General features: G+C 43.4%; 12 protein-coding genes. 7 read left to right on the top strand and 5 right to left on the bottom strand.

Annotated elements, in window-relative coordinates; all coding sequences use genetic code 11:
* Positions 1–116: 116 nt before the first annotated feature.
* The 3 genes from OCW38_RS10385 to OCW38_RS10375 all read right to left on the bottom strand — a co-directional run bounded on the left by OCW38_RS10385 (position 117) and on the right by OCW38_RS10375 (position 2,908).
* Positions 117–1,340 carry an outer membrane protein transport protein gene (locus OCW38_RS10385; protein ID WP_016796969.1) on the bottom strand — a complete coding sequence of 408 codons (1,224 nt, stop codon included), beginning with the start codon at positions 1,338–1,340 and terminating at the stop codon, positions 117–119.
* Positions 1,341–1,638: 298 nt separating this feature from the next.
* A complete protein-coding gene (locus tag OCW38_RS10380) occupies positions 1,639–2,367 on the bottom strand; it encodes a DUF3379 domain-containing protein (protein ID WP_065100448.1) in 729 nt (242 codons plus the stop codon).
* Complete coding sequence (locus tag OCW38_RS10375; RefSeq protein ID WP_010439430.1) at positions 2,360–2,908, bottom strand: sigma-70 family RNA polymerase sigma factor; 549 nt, start codon at positions 2,906–2,908, stop codon at positions 2,360–2,362. The genes OCW38_RS10380 and OCW38_RS10375 overlap by 8 nt, the downstream gene beginning before the upstream one ends.
* 564 nt (positions 2,909–3,472) lie before the next feature.
* On the opposite strand from OCW38_RS10375, the gene fadI reads away from it, so the two are divergent.
* Both fadI and fadJ read left to right on the top strand, forming a co-directional pair.
* A complete protein-coding gene (fadI, locus tag OCW38_RS10370) occupies positions 3,473–4,780 on the top strand; it encodes an acetyl-CoA C-acyltransferase FadI (RefSeq protein WP_010439432.1) in 1,308 nt (435 codons plus the stop codon).
* Positions 4,780–7,008 (top strand): fatty acid oxidation complex subunit alpha FadJ, encoded by a 2,229-nt coding sequence (fadJ, locus tag OCW38_RS10365; protein ID WP_065100447.1) that lies wholly within the window; start codon positions 4,780–4,782, stop codon positions 7,006–7,008. The genes fadI and fadJ overlap by 1 nt, the downstream gene beginning before the upstream one ends.
* 295 nt (positions 7,009–7,303) lie before the next feature.
* On the opposite strand, the gene OCW38_RS10360 is transcribed toward fadJ, so the two are convergent.
* On the bottom strand, positions 7,304–10,081 hold the full coding sequence (locus OCW38_RS10360; RefSeq protein ID WP_261893964.1) for an insulinase family protein: 2,778 nt from the start codon (positions 10,079–10,081) through the stop codon (positions 7,304–7,306).
* 304 nt (positions 10,082–10,385) lie between these two features.
* Between OCW38_RS10360 and sixA the strand changes: the two genes are divergently transcribed.
* A complete protein-coding gene (gene sixA, locus OCW38_RS10355; RefSeq protein WP_065100446.1) occupies positions 10,386–10,850 on the top strand; it encodes a phosphohistidine phosphatase SixA in 465 nt (154 codons plus the stop codon).
* A gap of 148 nt (positions 10,851–10,998) precedes the next feature.
* On the opposite strand, the gene smrB is transcribed toward sixA, so the two are convergent.
* A complete protein-coding gene (gene smrB, locus OCW38_RS10350; RefSeq protein ID WP_010439442.1) occupies positions 10,999–11,529 on the bottom strand; it encodes an endonuclease SmrB in 531 nt (176 codons plus the stop codon).
* A 62-nt stretch (positions 11,530–11,591) separates the two neighbouring features.
* Between smrB and prmB the strand changes: the two genes are divergently transcribed.
* From prmB to OCW38_RS10330, 4 genes are all read left to right on the top strand, one after another.
* The gene (prmB, locus tag OCW38_RS10345) at positions 11,592–12,524 is read left to right on the top strand and encodes a 50S ribosomal protein L3 N(5)-glutamine methyltransferase (RefSeq protein WP_065100445.1); all 933 of its coding nucleotides are present in this window, start codon (positions 11,592–11,594) and stop codon (positions 12,522–12,524) included.
* A gap of 223 nt (positions 12,525–12,747) precedes the next feature.
* Positions 12,748–13,389, top strand: a complete 642-nt coding sequence (locus OCW38_RS10340; RefSeq protein ID WP_010439447.1) for a LysE family translocator — start codon at positions 12,748–12,750, stop codon at positions 13,387–13,389.
* A 479-nt stretch (positions 13,390–13,868) separates the two neighbouring features.
* Positions 13,869–15,326: a protein adenylyltransferase SelO gene (locus OCW38_RS10335; protein ID WP_065099479.1), complete on the top strand. Its 1,458-nt coding sequence runs from the start codon at positions 13,869–13,871 to the stop codon at positions 15,324–15,326.
* 159 nt (positions 15,327–15,485) lie between these two features.
* Positions 15,486–16,214, top strand: coding sequence for a response regulator (locus OCW38_RS10330; protein WP_010439451.1), 729 nt, complete (start codon positions 15,486–15,488; stop codon positions 16,212–16,214).
* The last annotated feature ends 18 nt before the right edge of the window (positions 16,215–16,232 follow it).

Raw genomic sequence — 16,232 nt, 5'->3', positions numbered from 1 at the left:
GCATACTTTGCCTTTGCAGCCTACAACTGTAAGCTTAAATCGAAGTTAGTCAGTAGTTTAGACAACAAAAAAGGGTCGCGTAATGCGACCCTTTGAGATTATTAACTTCGATTATATTAGAAGCTACGGCTGTACTGCAGGCCCAGTAGGATTGCATCAGCGTGTGTAGTGCCGTTTAGTTGTCCGCCAATACCAGTTTCTTTAACATCAACATCATCACCTAGTAGGTATGTAAAGCCAAAGTCTACATTAGATGCTGTATTGATGTGGTAAGTGAAACCAGCTGAGAACCATTGACGGTCAGAATCTGGTACTGAGATAGATGTTACTGAGTCTTGTGCGCTCGTGTCATACATATAACCCGTACGTAGTGTCCAAGTGTCATTTAGGTAGTAAGTACCGCCGATAGCGTAGTGCCAACCGTCTTGCCATTGATAATTCTTGTCATATGAGCCTGGAATTGCACCTTGTGAAAGGTTCTTAAATTCGATTTGGTCGAAGTCACCCCAGCCGATCCATTGTACTGAGTAATGCACAGCAAATTTAGTGTCTTCAAGTTTATGAAAACCTGAGAATTCAACCATATCTGGTAATGGTAGTGTAATCTCTTGACCTTTATCATCTTTAGCCGTCAACTCTGGACTGTAACGGTAAGCTAGACCAAAACGGTTATTTTCATCAAGTTCATAGACAGTGCCTAGGTTAAATCCAACAGCCCAACCATCAGCTTCATCTACGTCAATTAGAGGTGTGGCAACCTGTGAACCACTGAATGCCTCTCGCTTCATTGTACCCTGACCGTAAATAAGGTCTAAACCAGCACCAAAGCTCCACTGCTCGTTTAGGCGATATGAACCAGCAAGACCAAAGTTGATACTCATTACATCAGTCAAACCACCAAATTCAGATGCTTCATAGTTATCTGAGAATTCAGTTTTAGTACCGAAGTTTGAGTATGCATTCACACCCCAAGCAAATTTATCGTTTACAGGCACGATAAGGTGGATATTGGGTGCGATAGAGGTGTCACCTACATCATCTACGTCGGAAACACCACCAGGTGCTGAAGTGTAAGTTGTATCTTTAACTTCAATCATTGAAGTGATGCTTTCAAAACCAAGAGATAGCTCAGTTTTGTCAAACAGTGCCATTGCTGCAGGGTTACGTGCCATTACTGACGCGTTATCTGCGATTACTGCATCACCAGCGAATGCACGGCCGATGCCAGTTGCTGATTGTGCGTTAAGTTGGAAACCTGCTGCCATCGCTTGCGAAGACGCCAGTGTAATTGTTACTGCTAAAAGAGACTTTTTAAACAGACGCGTGTTGTTGGTAGTCATTCATTTATTCCTTTATATATCCGCCTCTACAGGGCGATTAATTTGAGCAATTGCTCAATGGTGGCTGATCCTATTCGCAAGTATACGATATACAAATCCGACCATTGAGAATTTTGAGTGGAAAATTATGGAAATGACGCCTATCTGGCACGAAAATGGTGAGAAATACTGTTTTTTAGAGTTTTAACTCTAGAGGTATTGGTGTGGTGAATGGTTTTGTGATTTGTTTATAAATAAAGCCCAGCAATATCAAGAGTATAATTGCTGGGCCTTTTGGGAACGGGGCTTTAGAGGTGTGTTAGCCCATAGGTTTGATGATTTTTGTCAGCTTTTCGGCGATTTTAGAAACGTTCTCACCATCTTCACCTACGAGGATCAGGCTGCTGTTATCGATCGGTGTTACCGAACCAGACATGCCTTCTTCGTCAAAGTCGACAGATTTGTCTGTTGGAATACCTGTTAAAAATAGCGTTACTTTGCCTTTTTCACCTTGGAAAACCATGTGCATTGCATTGGACTTCCCGAAACCACAGTGGTTCAGGTAGTAGACATGATAAGGGAATGCCTCATCAAACTGGTAAGCAAATGGATTCATTTTTGCGTTGATTTGTTGTGATGTCACTTGTTCGTCGATTGAACTCACAAAGCTTTTTTCATCAACAACATGTTTCATCGCAGTATCGACCAAACTTGCTTGAGCTGGAGCAACCAGTGCGTTTCCCCAATTAACCTGTCCAACCAATAAGCCCGCAACAAACGCCACTGAAGCGGCCATCGCCATTGCTCGACGAGCAAAATTAGGTCTTACGACTTTACTCTCTTCGCTTGAGGTCTGATTGAATAGAATGCGATCGGCAAGATCATCTGGCACATCCACATTCATTGCTGAATGGATCTGCTTATCAAGCGATAGTACATCGTCTAAGAAATGACTATTGGCTTCGCTGTTTGCTACTGCATTGATAATATCTGGTGTTCGTTGTTTAGGTTCCGACAAAACACGACGACGAAATTCTAAATCATCCATTATGTTGCCCCCTCTCTGCCTCTTCTGTATCCAGCATCTCTTTCAACTGATTTCGAGCTCTGAATAAACGTGTCATTACTGTGTTTTTGTTGAGATTGAGAATATCGGCAATCTCTTCACCACTAAATCCACCAATGACTTGTAGAAAGAGTGGTTCACGGTAATCAACTTCAAGTTTCATGATCTGAGCTTGCAACCATTGGTGTTGGTGATGCGGGTCGTCACTGACACTAGCATCATTACCATGATCGTCGATATCAACCAGATCAAACTGTTTGCGTTCAAAGCGTCTCGCGTTTTCGCGTCTTAAGATGGTAATTAGCCAAGATTTAGCGGCTTTTTCATCTTGAAGGCTATCGAGTGACTTCCATGCACGAAGGCAAGTCTCTTGCACTAAGTCTTCGGCAACGGTTTTGTCTTTGCATAACCAATAGGCGTAGCGAAACAGGTCACGATGATAGGCACGCACGAGTGCTTCGTATTTTCTTTGTTTGTCCATATCAGAGTTGACCGGACGCTTGGCAGTTTTCTTTCCAAACATTTTTATTATCGACACACGAGCCTCCATAATTGCTCTGTGTATAGCTGTCTTCTATACGTTGTGCTTTGTTTTTATATTGTGTTTCGTTTTTAGAGTTACCGATTTACTGGAAATCGTAAAATCACAATGAAAATTGATCTACTTCAAAATCTAAGGCTTCGAACAAGCTATAGTACACCTTGTCGTCTAGTTAGTCATTCGTGGCTAGCATGTTGAGCAAGACGACACTTCCTTTTGAAGGCTGACTTTACTTTCTCCTAATCAGGAAACTGATTATTTCAATTGGCGTTAAGTTAATTGCTTTATATACATTCCGACCACACATCTTTGTGTGGTTTTTTTTTGCCTCAAGAAAACAATCCCCAAACACTGTAGTAACAGTGCCCTTTAACAATAGTTTAGTCTCTTAGGACAACCTTTCACCCCAAAAGGTTCGCCTGAAGGTACAGTTAAATTTTCAAACAGTGAGATACTCGTATCACGTTTATTTAAACGCTTGTTTGATTTAATTAACAACTTCTTTACAATGCTTCAGGTCAGACCTCTTAACTTTAAGGAGAAACCATGGGCAAACAGGAAGTCAAAACCCGTTCTGGAGAACGTGTTGCCGTTGTCGCTGGATTACGAACCCCATTCGCTCGTCAGAGCACTGAATTTAGTCAAGTGCCTGCGGTCGACTTAGGCAAAATGGTCGTGAGTGAAATGCTTGCGAGAACAGATGTCGATCCTGCGCTAATTGAACAAGTTGTGTTTGGTCAAGTGGTACAGATGCCAGAAGCGCCAAATATTGCACGTGAAATTGTGCTTGGCACCGGCATGGATATTAATACCGATGCGTACAGTGTGACACGAGCTTGTGCAACTAGCTTTCAAGCGGCGGTTAACGTGACTGAGAGCATTATGGCGGGCACGATTGATGTCGGTATTGCCGGTGGTGCGGATTCCTCTTCTGTATTGCCTATCGGTGTTTCTAAGAAGTTGGCGGCAAATTTATTGGCGTTAAGCAAAACGAAAACTATGGGTCAAAAGCTGAAGATTCTTAAAACGCTTTCAGTGAAAGATCTAATGCCAGTCCCACCAGCTGTCGCTGAGTACTCAACAGGCCTTTCAATGGGTCAAACAGCAGAGCAGATGGCTAAAACCCATAGCATTACTCGTCAAGAGCAAGATGCACTCGCTCATCGATCTCATTCTTTGGCTTCTAAAGCCTGGAAAGAGGGGAAAATCAAAGATGAAGTGATGACTGCATTCCCAGCACCTTATAAAAAATACCTAGCTGAAGATAACAATATTCGCCACGACTCAACCGTTGAGGGTTACGCTAAATTACGCCCAGCATTTGATAGAAAGTACGGTAGTGTTACTGCAGCCAATGCGACACCGCTTACTGATGGTGGTGCAGCAGTGATGTTGATGCGAGAAGGCAAAGCAAAAGAACTAGGCTTAGAAGTGCTTGGTTATATCCGTGGTTATGCGTTTTCAGCGATTGGTGTTGAAACAGATATGTTGATGGGTCCAACTTACGCGACTTCTCAAGTGTTGAAGAACACAGGCCTCGAGCTTTCAGATTTGACGTTGATCGAGATGCACGAAGCATTTGCAGCCCAAGTTCTGGCTAACGTCAAAATGTTTGCAAGCGATGAATTTGCTCAGAAGAATTTAGATCGTGACAAAGCGATCGGTGAGATTGATATGGAGAAGTTCAACGTCCTGGGTAGCTCAATTGCTTATGGTCACCCGTTTGCAGCAACTGGTGCACGTATGATGACTCAAACATTACGTGAATTGAAACGTCGCGGTGGCGGCTTGGCACTGAATACAGCTTGTGCGGCTGGTGGTTTAGGTGCAGCAATGATCTTGGAGGTAGAATAATGTCTACGACTCTTGATGCAAAAAAAGAAAAAGAAGTAGTCACTCAACCAGACTCAGCGACTGCCATTGAATCGAAAAATAGTGAACCAACCAATAAGAAAGCAGCGTTTTCTCTGAGTATCGATGATCAAGATATTGCATGGCTTGCGATCGATGTGCCAAACGAGAAAATGAACACACTGCAAGCCGCTTTTGCTGAAGAAATGAAAGCTATTTTTGAGCAGCTAAAAGAAAAGCAAAGTCGAGTTAAAGGCTTGATCGTACATTCATTGAAGCCAGATAATTTTATCGCTGGTGCTGATGTGCGAATGCTTGATGCGTGTAAAACCGCTGATGAAGCACAGTCCCTCGCCCGTCAAGGGCAAGAGATGTTCCAAACATTATCTGATTTGCCTTATCCAGTGGTTGCAGCGATACATGGCCCTTGTTTAGGCGGTGGTTTAGAGCTAGCTCTTTCCTGTGACTATCGCGTATGTACCGATTCAGACAAGACTCGTCTTGGTTTGCCAGAAGTCCAACTAGGTTTGTTGCCCGGCTCGGGCGGCACACAACGTCTTCCTCGCCTTATTGGTTTATTGCCATCTCTGGACTTAATCCTTACGGGTAAGCAGTTGCGTGCTAAGAAAGCAAAATCTTTAGGTGTAGTCGATGCTTGTGTTCCGGAAACTATCTTGCTCGAAGTGGCTAAAAGCTTTGTTGAAAAGAATGCTGGTAGCAAAAAAGGCAAACGCCTAGCGTCTCAAAATCAGGCTTCAACTAAAGAAAAGCTAATTTCACGTAATGGCCTTGGTCGTAAAGTGATTTTCGAACAAGCTTCTAAGAAAACTAATCAGAAAACACGCGGCAATTACCCAGCAGCAGATGCGATTCTTGATGTAATTCGTTATGGCCTCGAGAACGGCTTCGACAAAGGCCTTCAGTATGAAGCAAAGCGTTTCTCTGAGCTGGTGATGACTTCGGAATCCAAAGCCCTGCGTTCGATTTTCTTCGCAACCACTGAAATGAAAAAAGAGCACGGTGCAGACGCAGAGCCTAAAGCCGTTAAGCGTGTTGGGGTGTTGGGTGGTGGCCTAATGGGGGCTGGTATTAGCCATGTTAGTGTTGCTAAAGCTAAAGTGCCGGTTCGCATTAAAGACGTTTCCAACGAAGGCGTTCTGAACGCACTTAACTACAACTTTAAGTTGTTCGACAAGCAGCGTAAACGTCGCATTTTGAGTAAAGCTGAACTTGAAAGCAAAATGCTGCAGCTTTCTGGTGGCATCGATTTTACGAGCTTTAATCACACCGATGTCGTGATTGAAGCCGTATTTGAAGACCTTGATCTCAAGCAATCGATGATTGCCGACATTGAGGCGAATGCGAAACCTGAGACTATTTTTGCGACCAACACTTCTTCATTGCCAATCCACAAGATTGCAGAGAAGGCACAGCGACCAGAAAACGTTGTGGGCCTTCACTACTTCAGCCCAGCAAATAAAATGCCATTGGTTGAAGTTATTCCTCATGAAACAACGTCAGAAGAGACGATTTCGACAGTTGTGGCATTAGCGAAGAAGCAAGGCAAGACCCCGATTGTTGTTAAAGACACGGCTGGTTTTTATGTGAACCGTATTCTTGCTCCGTACATGAATGAAGCTGCGCACTTGTTACTGGCGAATGAGCCGATTGAAAAACTTGACAGCGTGTTACTGGATTTCGGTTTCCCGGTTGGCCCAATTACCTTGTTAGATGAGGTAGGTGTTGATATCGGAGCGAAGATTATTCCGATTTTAGTGAATGAACTCGGCGATCGTTTCCAAGGCCCTGATGTGTTCGATATTCTTTTAAATGACAACCGTAAAGGTCGTAAGAGTGGTAAAGGTTTCTACACTTACAAAGGTAAGAAGAAAGAAGTCGATAAGTCAGTTTACAAGCTGCTTAAGCTACAACCAGATCCTAAGTTGAGCGATAACGATATCGCAATGCGCTGTGTGCTTCCTATGCTAAACGAAGCGGTTCGCTGCCTGGATGATGGTATTATACGTAGTCCAAGAGACGGTGATATCGGTGCTATTTTCGGCATTGGTTTCCCGCCATTCTTAGGTGGGCCTTTCCGTTATATGGACCAAGTGGGCATTAAGTCACTGGTTGAGATGATGAACGATTTCGCTAAGAAGTACGGTGATCGTTTCGCACCATGTGATGGCCTACTGACACGTGCTGGTTTGGATGAGTCTTTTTATAAGTAACTCTCTAGTACGCTAATTATTGAGCCCGCATCAAGTTGATGCGGGCTTTTCTGTTTTATGGGTGAGCGAGAGGAATGAGATTCTCGATTCAATTGTTCCTCTTTCTCGGGAATAACGAGCGAGAGACAAAAAGTAAGTTATTGCGTTGATAAATGAGAGGGCAAACACATCTCAATCAAAACTATCGTCATCTCCTAAAGCGACGAAGGAGCGTAATAGGAGATCTGCTTTTATATTGCCCCAATAAAAAAGGTTGATGCATCCGCATCAACCTTCGGTTTTTTATCTAGAATTACTAGCCAAGTTCAGTATCTTTCGGACGTAACTGAAACTCATCAATAGAGCCTATTTCCACACCTGCGGACAGCTTTTCTTCTTCATGGTGTGCATTACCTTGCGCGTGCATAATCAGACGATTTGCCGTACGAGGTTTAAGTTGACTGACCACAAAACGCATCATGTCCGAGCGAGTCAGCTCTTTGAGCTCTTCTAGTACGCGATCCCTTTGGTTGAATTCCAAATCTTTATTGCCAATCGCAACCCATAAGCGCTGAGCTCTACCTCGTAAAGTCGTATCTGGCGTTGAAATCTGATTCCAAAGCCCGCGCTTGCTGCTGTGCCATTGATAGTCATTAAGTTCCAACAACACCATATAAAAGGCATTGAGGAATTCATCTATAGAAGCTAACAAGCCTGCTGGAGCTGCATTAGGCGACTGCACGTAAAGTACAATACCTGGGTGCCGGTTCAGCGGCATGTTGCCAGTGCCGACCATATAGCCTAGTTGCTGCTTGGTGCGAATCTCATGGAAGAACGTAGCTGACATCAAGTGGTTTGCCAACGAATACAGTGCAATGTTTTTAGGTGAGATATCCGGACATTGGTAGTAAACCACAATTGCCGAATCATCTTGATTACACACAACTTCACGTTGGAAACTGCCGTTTTCACCAAGCATGATTAATGGACGCAATGACTCTTCGTAAGCCTGATCTTGAACACGCAGTGCATCTTTAAGTGTTTCAGCCATCTTATGAGCATCAGCTTGTCGCCAATCGCCATACACAAACATTTCTACGTGCAGTTCTGCCAAGATAGCTTGAACAAAGGAAGAAAGCTCATCGACCTCTATCGTTTCCAAGGCTTCTATCAAAACGGAATAGGGTGGGTTGTTTGGCTGAAGTATTCCAGTCATCGCATTAAATAGCTGAGAAATAGGACGATCTTGCGATGCGTTGTTCCAGTTTCTGAGCAATTGATGCTTGATCGTTTCGAAGCGTGTTGGACTAAAGTTACGAGCTTGGAAATGTTCAAGGATCATATTGAGCAACTGTGGCTGCTTCTCGCTGAACCCAGAAAGAGTTAGAGTCACGCCGCCTTGATGGGTATACATGTTGTAACCCATACCAGCAATTTCAGCCTGATAGGTATCTTTTTCAAGTGAGTCCAAAAACATTTCTACACATAGGCGAGTTTTTACGATGTTTCTCGGGCTAGCTACCGAATGAGGGCTGTCGATAGCAATATATACGACACCTTTAGGCACTCGAAACTGATGGTCTTGCAGGTGCCATAGTTTAAAGCCGTCAAGCTCTTCCAATAGTTGTGGGTGTTCAGCGTTGCCTTCGATCTCAGCCGGATCGAGGTCATAGCAAATAAATGGGTTTTTGCTGGGTAGCTCAAACTGCCAACCGGGATTTATGCACATAAAACACTGAGTTTGCTCTGTGCTGAAAGGCGTGACCGAGTAGGGCGTAAAGTACCACTTTGCTTCTCTATCGTATTCCAAACCTTGAGCAACGATGGTCGCACGCATGTTTTCGACAGATAGGTAAGAAAGCAAAGAACGTTGTAACTCTTCGTCAAAATGCGACATTTTATAATCGCCATACACCACGTCTTGCTCTTGGTAGTGCTGCATGTTGATCACGAGGTGACTGACAACATCGAGTGGCCGTGCTGGTTCTTGAAAGCGGAATGCAGATTCTAAAACCGCGCGCTTTTCTAAATAGCGCCACTCTTCAATGCCTTGTTGTTCGATCAGTTTGATGTATTGAAACACCGCTTGGATAATATGGTCTGTTTTAGTCAAACCTTCGATGGTCAATGAACAACTCACAGTGAAATCACGATAGTTACTGCCGCTTGCGCCGCCACCAGCTGAGAGTGAGGTTATCCAACCTTTCTCTTTTAACTGCATCATCAAGCTACCTTCCCCTTCATAACCTAAAAGGTGTGCAAAGAATGACAATGGCTTAATACCATAGTGCTCATCCATGCTTGGCATCGGGAAGGTTAAAATCAGTTTGCGAACTTCTTTTATCGGCTCAACGTGGACCTGTACGCCCGTGCTTAACTCGCCAATAATAGGCACTTCAACCTTTTTACCTTGTAGATTGTGATTGGTGATTGAGTTAAAACGATTCTCCACCCAACTTTGCATCTCATCTAATGATTGGTTGCCAGACAATGTCAGTGTCATTAAATCTGCAGAGTACTGTTGCTGGTGGAAAGCTAAGATCTCTTGTCGAATTGTTTCACCGTTTCTGTCGCCTAACGTATCGATATTACCGACAGAAAACTTCGAGAATGGGTGATTGTGGTTCACTAATTCTTTGGTAACTTGGTACAAGCGTCGTGAGTCATCATTGAGTTTCATCTTGTACTCAGAATCCACCGCTTGGCGTTCTTTATCTAGTGCTTCTTCGTTAAAAAGTGGTGCTGTAAAAAATTGGCTGAATCGATCGAGTGCTGTTTCAAATGCATTCAATTCGACATCAAAAAAGAAGCAGGTATGTTCTGTTCCGGTCCAAGCGTTGTTACTACCGCCATGTTGGCTGATAAAACTTTGGAACTCTCCGACCTTTGGATACTTTTCAGTTCCCAAAAATAGCATATGCTCTAAGTAGTGAGCTAACCCCTCTCGGTCTGCAGGGTCATCAAAGTGCCCAACATTAACGGCGAGTGCGGCTGCAGCTTTTTGAGCGTTTTGATCTTGAACTAACATTACTCGCAATCCGTTATTTAGCGTTAGGTAACGGTATTGATGTTCATCATTAGGGCTTAAATGCACAGAAGCATCTCCAGAGAAGGTGGTTTTTAAATTATGTACGTGATGATTTGAGGTGCAAACCTTGCGTTCATATTTTGGGATATCAAGAGCTTTTTGGCGACTTCTAAATCACTTTTATCGATTTTTATCAGTGATTTATTTTCTTTTAATAAGATTGTTAAGAAAGTCGGACTCTTTAGCAAGTGACTTGATATAATTATTTATATAGACTGCGGATTCTCTGGATTGAGAGCCAAACGCTAAGTAGCGTATCGCTGATATGGGATATATCGACTTTCGAAATGTTACGTAGACAGGACTGAACATGAAAATATTCATAATGCGCCACGGTGAAGCAGAACATTTTGCTAACTCGGATGCAGAACGAGCGTTAACGAAGCGCGGCAAAATGGCGTCTCTTGCGGTGGCACAAGCTGCAAATGAGCAAGGGTTCAGCCAGTTCGATAAAGTGCTTGTGAGCCCATATCTAAGGGCACAAGAAACATGGTTAGAGATCTCTCAGGCGTTTTCTGGAAAAAAAGTAGAAACCTGTGATGATATTACCCCTTATGGTATGTCCGACGATGTGTTTGATTTGGCTTTAGCTATGGCTGAAGTAGAAAAACTAGAGAACATTTTATTTGTTTCTCATTTACCTCTAGTTGGCTACTTAACCGCAGAGTTTGCGACAGGCATGGCACCGCCCATGTTTCCGACTTCTGGTTTAGCTTGTATTGAATTTGACCTTCAGACACAAAAGGGCGAGTTGCTTTGGAACATTAATCCATAGGCTGACAAAGCTTGGTGAAATCCTAAAGACAACAATAAGCAAAGATAAATAGAAAGGGCACCTCAATCATATTGAGGTGCCCTTTGTTGTTTTGGCTTTGGGGGAAGGAGTTAATCGGTAACAAGTAAACCCGTCGAGTAAATGAGAGTTACTTCTCAGGAATTGAAAGCAAAACCAGTAGTGCGCCATTACCACCAAATTCTAAAGGTGCTTGGTGAAAAGCCATTACATCTGGGTGTTGTGCTAACCACAAAGGCACTTTTTGTTTAAGAATGTGCTTACCGATACCATGTTGCACGCAAGCACAAGCTACGCTCTCTTTAATACAGTGAGCAATCATAGCTCCTAGTTCGCGCTTTGCTTCTTGTTGTGTCATACCATGCATATCTAGGTACACGTCAGGCACGTAAACACCGCGACGCAGTCGCTTGACTTCGTATTTAGAGACATCATCACGCGCATAGCGTGTTGGCCCTTCCTCACTAAGGTGCGGAATGAACTCGTCAGAGAAATAAAACTCGCTATCGCTGGCTTGTCTTGCCGTTCGAGTAATTTCTTTTTGTTTGGCATTTCTTTTTGGCTGCTGGACTATGGTATCCTGTTGCAACTTTTTAACGCCCTTTACTGCATCGTTGAACAGGGCGAAATCGTCATCAAAGTCGGTGTCTTTTTTGCTCATCAGGTTATGAATTCTAATTAGAAACGTAATTAGCAGTATTGTAGCGCTTTTCGGAGACAATTTTGGATAAGATTTTTGTAGAAGAAGCGGTATCAGAACTACACACGCTTCAAGATGTGATTCGTTGGACTGTTAGCCGCTTTAACGCAGCGGGCCTATTTTATGGTCACGGCACTGATAACGCGTGGGATGAGGCGGTACAACTTATTTTACCTACTCTTTATCTACCGATTGATGTTCCCTCGCACGTTATGAACTCTCGTCTAACGAGCAGCGAGCGTTTACGCATCGTTGAACGTGTGATCAAGCGTATCAATGATCGTACACCAACGGCTTACCTAACCAATAAAGCTTGGTTCTGTGGCCTTGAGTTTTTTGTTGATGAGCGTGTTCTTGTGCCTCGCTCTCCAATTGGTGAATTGATCGAAGCTCAGTTCCAACCATGGTTAACTGAAGAACCAGTTCGTATCATGGATATGTGTACGGGTAGTGGTTGTATTGCTATCGCATGTGCTCACGCTTTCCCAGATGCTGAAGTTGACGCGATTGATATCTCGACGGATGCACTACAAGTTGCAGAGCAGAACGTTCAAGATCACGGCATGGAGCAACAAGTATTCCCAATCCGTTCAGATCTTTTCCGTGATTTGCCTAAAGAGAAATACAACCTGATCGTATCGAACCCACCTTACGTGGACGAAGAAGATATGAACAGCCTACCGGAAGAGTTTACTCATGAGCCGGAACTTGGCCTAGCAGCGGGTACTGATGGCCTTAAACTGGTTCGCCGTATTCTGTCTAACGCACCAGATTACCTAACTGATGATGGTATCTTGATCTGTGAAGTGGGTAACTCAATGGTTCACATGATGGACCAATACCCTGAGATTCCATTCACTTGGATTGAGTTCTCAAATGGTGGCCATGGCGTATTCATGATCACTCGCGAGCAGTTAGTGGCTTGTGCAGGTGAGTTTTCAATCTACAAAGACTAAACCGTTTTAGTTAGATAGGGATATCAGTTAACAACTGAATAAACCCTCTCGGTATTAATTCAAACGCCATACAGCAATGTATGGCGTTTTTTATTGTCCACATTGAGGCTGTTTGCGCTTAGAGCGAAGATGTTACGCTCAGTATTTAGTTGCTTAATATGAATAATTATTACATATTGATGCTTAATATTTAGACGTTCTAGTGAGTTAAGGAGAATTCGCGATGAGTTTTGATACATGGATTTATTATTTACTAGCAGTGCTGATACTGACAGCTTCACCTGGGCCAAGTTCTTTATTGTGCATGACCAAGGGTGTGCAGTCTGGTTTTAAGTTATCAATATTTACTGCCTTGGGTAGCTTGACCGCGATTACCGGAATTCTTACGTTATCGTTTACCGGTTTGGGTGTGATTATCGCTTCGTCGGAACTGGTTTTTAACATTATCAAATGGACTGGTGCTGCCTATCTTATCTACCTTGGTTGGAAATCATTACGTTCTAGCCAGCAAGATTATGACAAATTATCGAATCAAAAAGCAGATTCTCAATCTGTTAAAGAGAGCGCTGCAAAGCATTATGTCAGTGGTTTTATTGTTGGTGCGAGTAACCCTAAAGCGATTTTGTTTTTTACCGCACTTTTCCCACAGTTTATTGATCCTTCAATAGCACTTCTTCCTCAGTTTGCTGTGTTCGCTTTGACCTTCGCTGTGATGGAGTTATCTTGGTTATTGGTTTACGCCTATCTAGGAGCTAAATCATCTAATTGGTTGTTCGCTAAAGGTAGAGCCAAGGTTTTTAATCGTGTGACTGGTGGTGTCTTTATTGGTGCTGGTGCACTGCTTTCGACGACAAGCCGAGCATAACTTTCTGTTTTATAATAGAGGTGAATGATTACGGAATATTCTTGATGCTGTAATAAAAGGTTAATATTAATGTGCTTGCTGATATCGGCATAAAGTCGATATATTGGTGTTACACCATCACGTTCTCAAGGAGAGACATATGCAGCATCAAGAAATGATTCAACACAGTAACTTTGGCGTAATCAGTCGTACTTGGATTTTCTCTACTCTTTCTCTTCTGGGTATTCTCGCTCTAATGTAGCCTGCTTTTCGGCTCTATATTTTCAGTTTTTATTATGAATACACTTTTCAAAAAGTCTTCAAAGTCAGAACTCTTATTCTCGTAAATGTGGCTCTTCTCATCAGTCTAGCCACCTAATTTTTCTCTTCGCAAAGCAGTCAAGTCCTTTTCGCTCAACAAACTAGACACGTAAGCCAATCTGAAGTTGTTACTAAACTGTGATAATCTTAAGTTATCTTTTATCTACAGTGTGCCTCTCATGTCTGTCTGGGATTCTATTTCATTTAACAATCGATTTACTGCATTACCTCGACTGTTCTATACCCCAATTCAACCTACACCGCTCAGTAATGTTCAATGGCTCTCATGGAACCATAACCTTGCGAATGAACTCGGCTTTCCGTCATTTGAAGATGCTTCTGAGGAATTGCTTGAGACGTTATCGGGCAATGTTGAACCTGATCAATTCTCACCAGTAGCAATGAAATACGCTGGCCATCAGTTTGGCTCTTATAACCCTGATTTAGGTGATGGAAGAGGGTTGTTATTAGCTCAAGTTGTTGCTAAATGTGGTGAAACGTTCGACTTACACCTTAAAGGTGCAGGTAAAACGCCTTATTCTCGTATGGGTGACGGGCGCGCTGTTATTCGTTCAACTGTACGTGAGTACCTGTGTAGTGAAGCAATGGCAGGGCTTAATATCCCAACCACACGTGCATTAGCCATGATGACCAGTGACACGCCAGTTTACCGCGAGAAGCAAGAGTGGGGCGCATTGTTGGTGCGTGCTACTGAATCACACATCCGTTTCGGTCATTTTGAACACCTTTTTTATACCAATCAATTGGCTGAGCATAAGTTGTTGGCCGATAAAGTGATTGAATGGCACTTCCCTGAGTGTTTGGATGCTGAGAAACCTTACGCTGCTATGTTTAACCTGATTGTTGACCGCACCGCAGAAATGGTGGCCTTGTGGCAAGCGAATGGTTTTGCTCATGGGGTGATGAACACCGATAACATGTCGATCATCGGGCAAACCTTCGATTACGGCCCGTTTGCATTTCTTGATGAATATGATCCTCGCTTGATCTGCAACCATTCCGATTATCAAGGTCGTTATGCTTTCAATCAGCAACCTCGAATTGGATTGTGGAACCTATCGGCACTGGCTCACTCACTTTCTCCGTTGGTGGATAAGGCCGATTTAGAGGCGGCGTTAGAGCAGTACGAACCACAAATGAACGGTTATTTCAGTCAGATGATGCGTCGTAAGTTAGGGCTGCTTTCGAAACAAGAGGGCGACAGTCGTTTGTTTGAATCTATGTTCGAGCTGATGTCGCAAAACAAAGTCGATTACCCAAGGTTCTTTAGAACGCTGTCGAACCTAGATACATTGAAGCCTCAAGACGTGATTGATTTGGTTATCGATCGCGAGGCCGCGAAGCTATGGGTAGATAACTATTTACAGCGCTGCGAATTAGAAGAGAGTTCAGTGGTAAAGCGCTGCGAAAACATGCGACAGGTAAACCCGAAATACATTCTCAGAAACTATCTAGCTCAACTAGCTATCGATAAAGCTGAGCGCGGTGATAGTAGCGACATTGACGCTTTGATGGTGGTGCTTGCAAACCCTTATGCGGAACATCCGGACTATGAACATCTAGCGGCTCTACCTCCTGAGTGGGGCAAAGCCATGGAGATCAGCTGCTCGTCATAATTAACCAATAGCGGATTGAGCCGTTAAGATTCAGATAGAGGTCACTAAGTTGTGATCTTTATCTGTTTGTTCTTCTAACTTTACAAACATGTCAATAATCAAACAATCGGCCAGCCTATACACTATGTGAATAAGTTGTAAATTTAATAGGTTTGGGCGATGCCAACAAATACTCGAATTCTCGTGGTGGATGATGATCAAGAAATCCGCGAACTGCTGGAAGAGTACCTCACAAAATCTGGTTTCGATGTTTCTTCTGTGGGAGATGGTGTTGAACTAGAAGCTCACTTGCAAAAGCAAGGTTATCCAGATCTGATTCTGCTTGATGTGATGCTACCCGGTGATGATGGTTTTACCTTGTGCCAACGAGTCCGCAAACGATCCAATGTGCCAATCATCATGCTAACGGCGGTATCGGATGAAACCGACCAGATTATCGGTTTAGAAATTGGTGCCGATGACTACATCGCCAAACCGTTTAGCCCTCGTCAGTTAATGGCTCGTATTAAAGCGTTATTACGACGTGTTCAAGTGGTGGATGACAAGCCAAGCGATGCACTACCAAAGCAGATCATTTTTGGTGACTGGACTCTCGATACGCTCGCGCATCGAATCTCTCACAATGAAAACTCAGAAGAGATGGACTTGTCGGGCAGCGACTTTTCATTGTTAATGTTGTTTTTAACTCGTCCAAACGAAGTTCTAGATCGTGACACCATATCTTTTGCTACTAGAGGTCGTGAAGCGCTGCCTTTTGAACGTGGCATTGATGTACAGCTTAGTCGCCTGAGAAGTCGATTGGGCGATAGCGGAAAATATCCTCACTACATCAAAACCATGCGCGGTAACGGCTATATTCTCGCTGTGCCTGTTCAGTATGAACACTAAGCATGACTTACTGTTAAT

The sequence above is a fragment of the Vibrio cyclitrophicus genome, from assembly GCF_024347435.1.
Lineage (GTDB): Bacteria > Pseudomonadota > Gammaproteobacteria > Enterobacterales > Vibrionaceae > Vibrio > Vibrio cyclitrophicus.
This window is presented reverse-complemented; position numbering and strand designations above follow the sequence as displayed.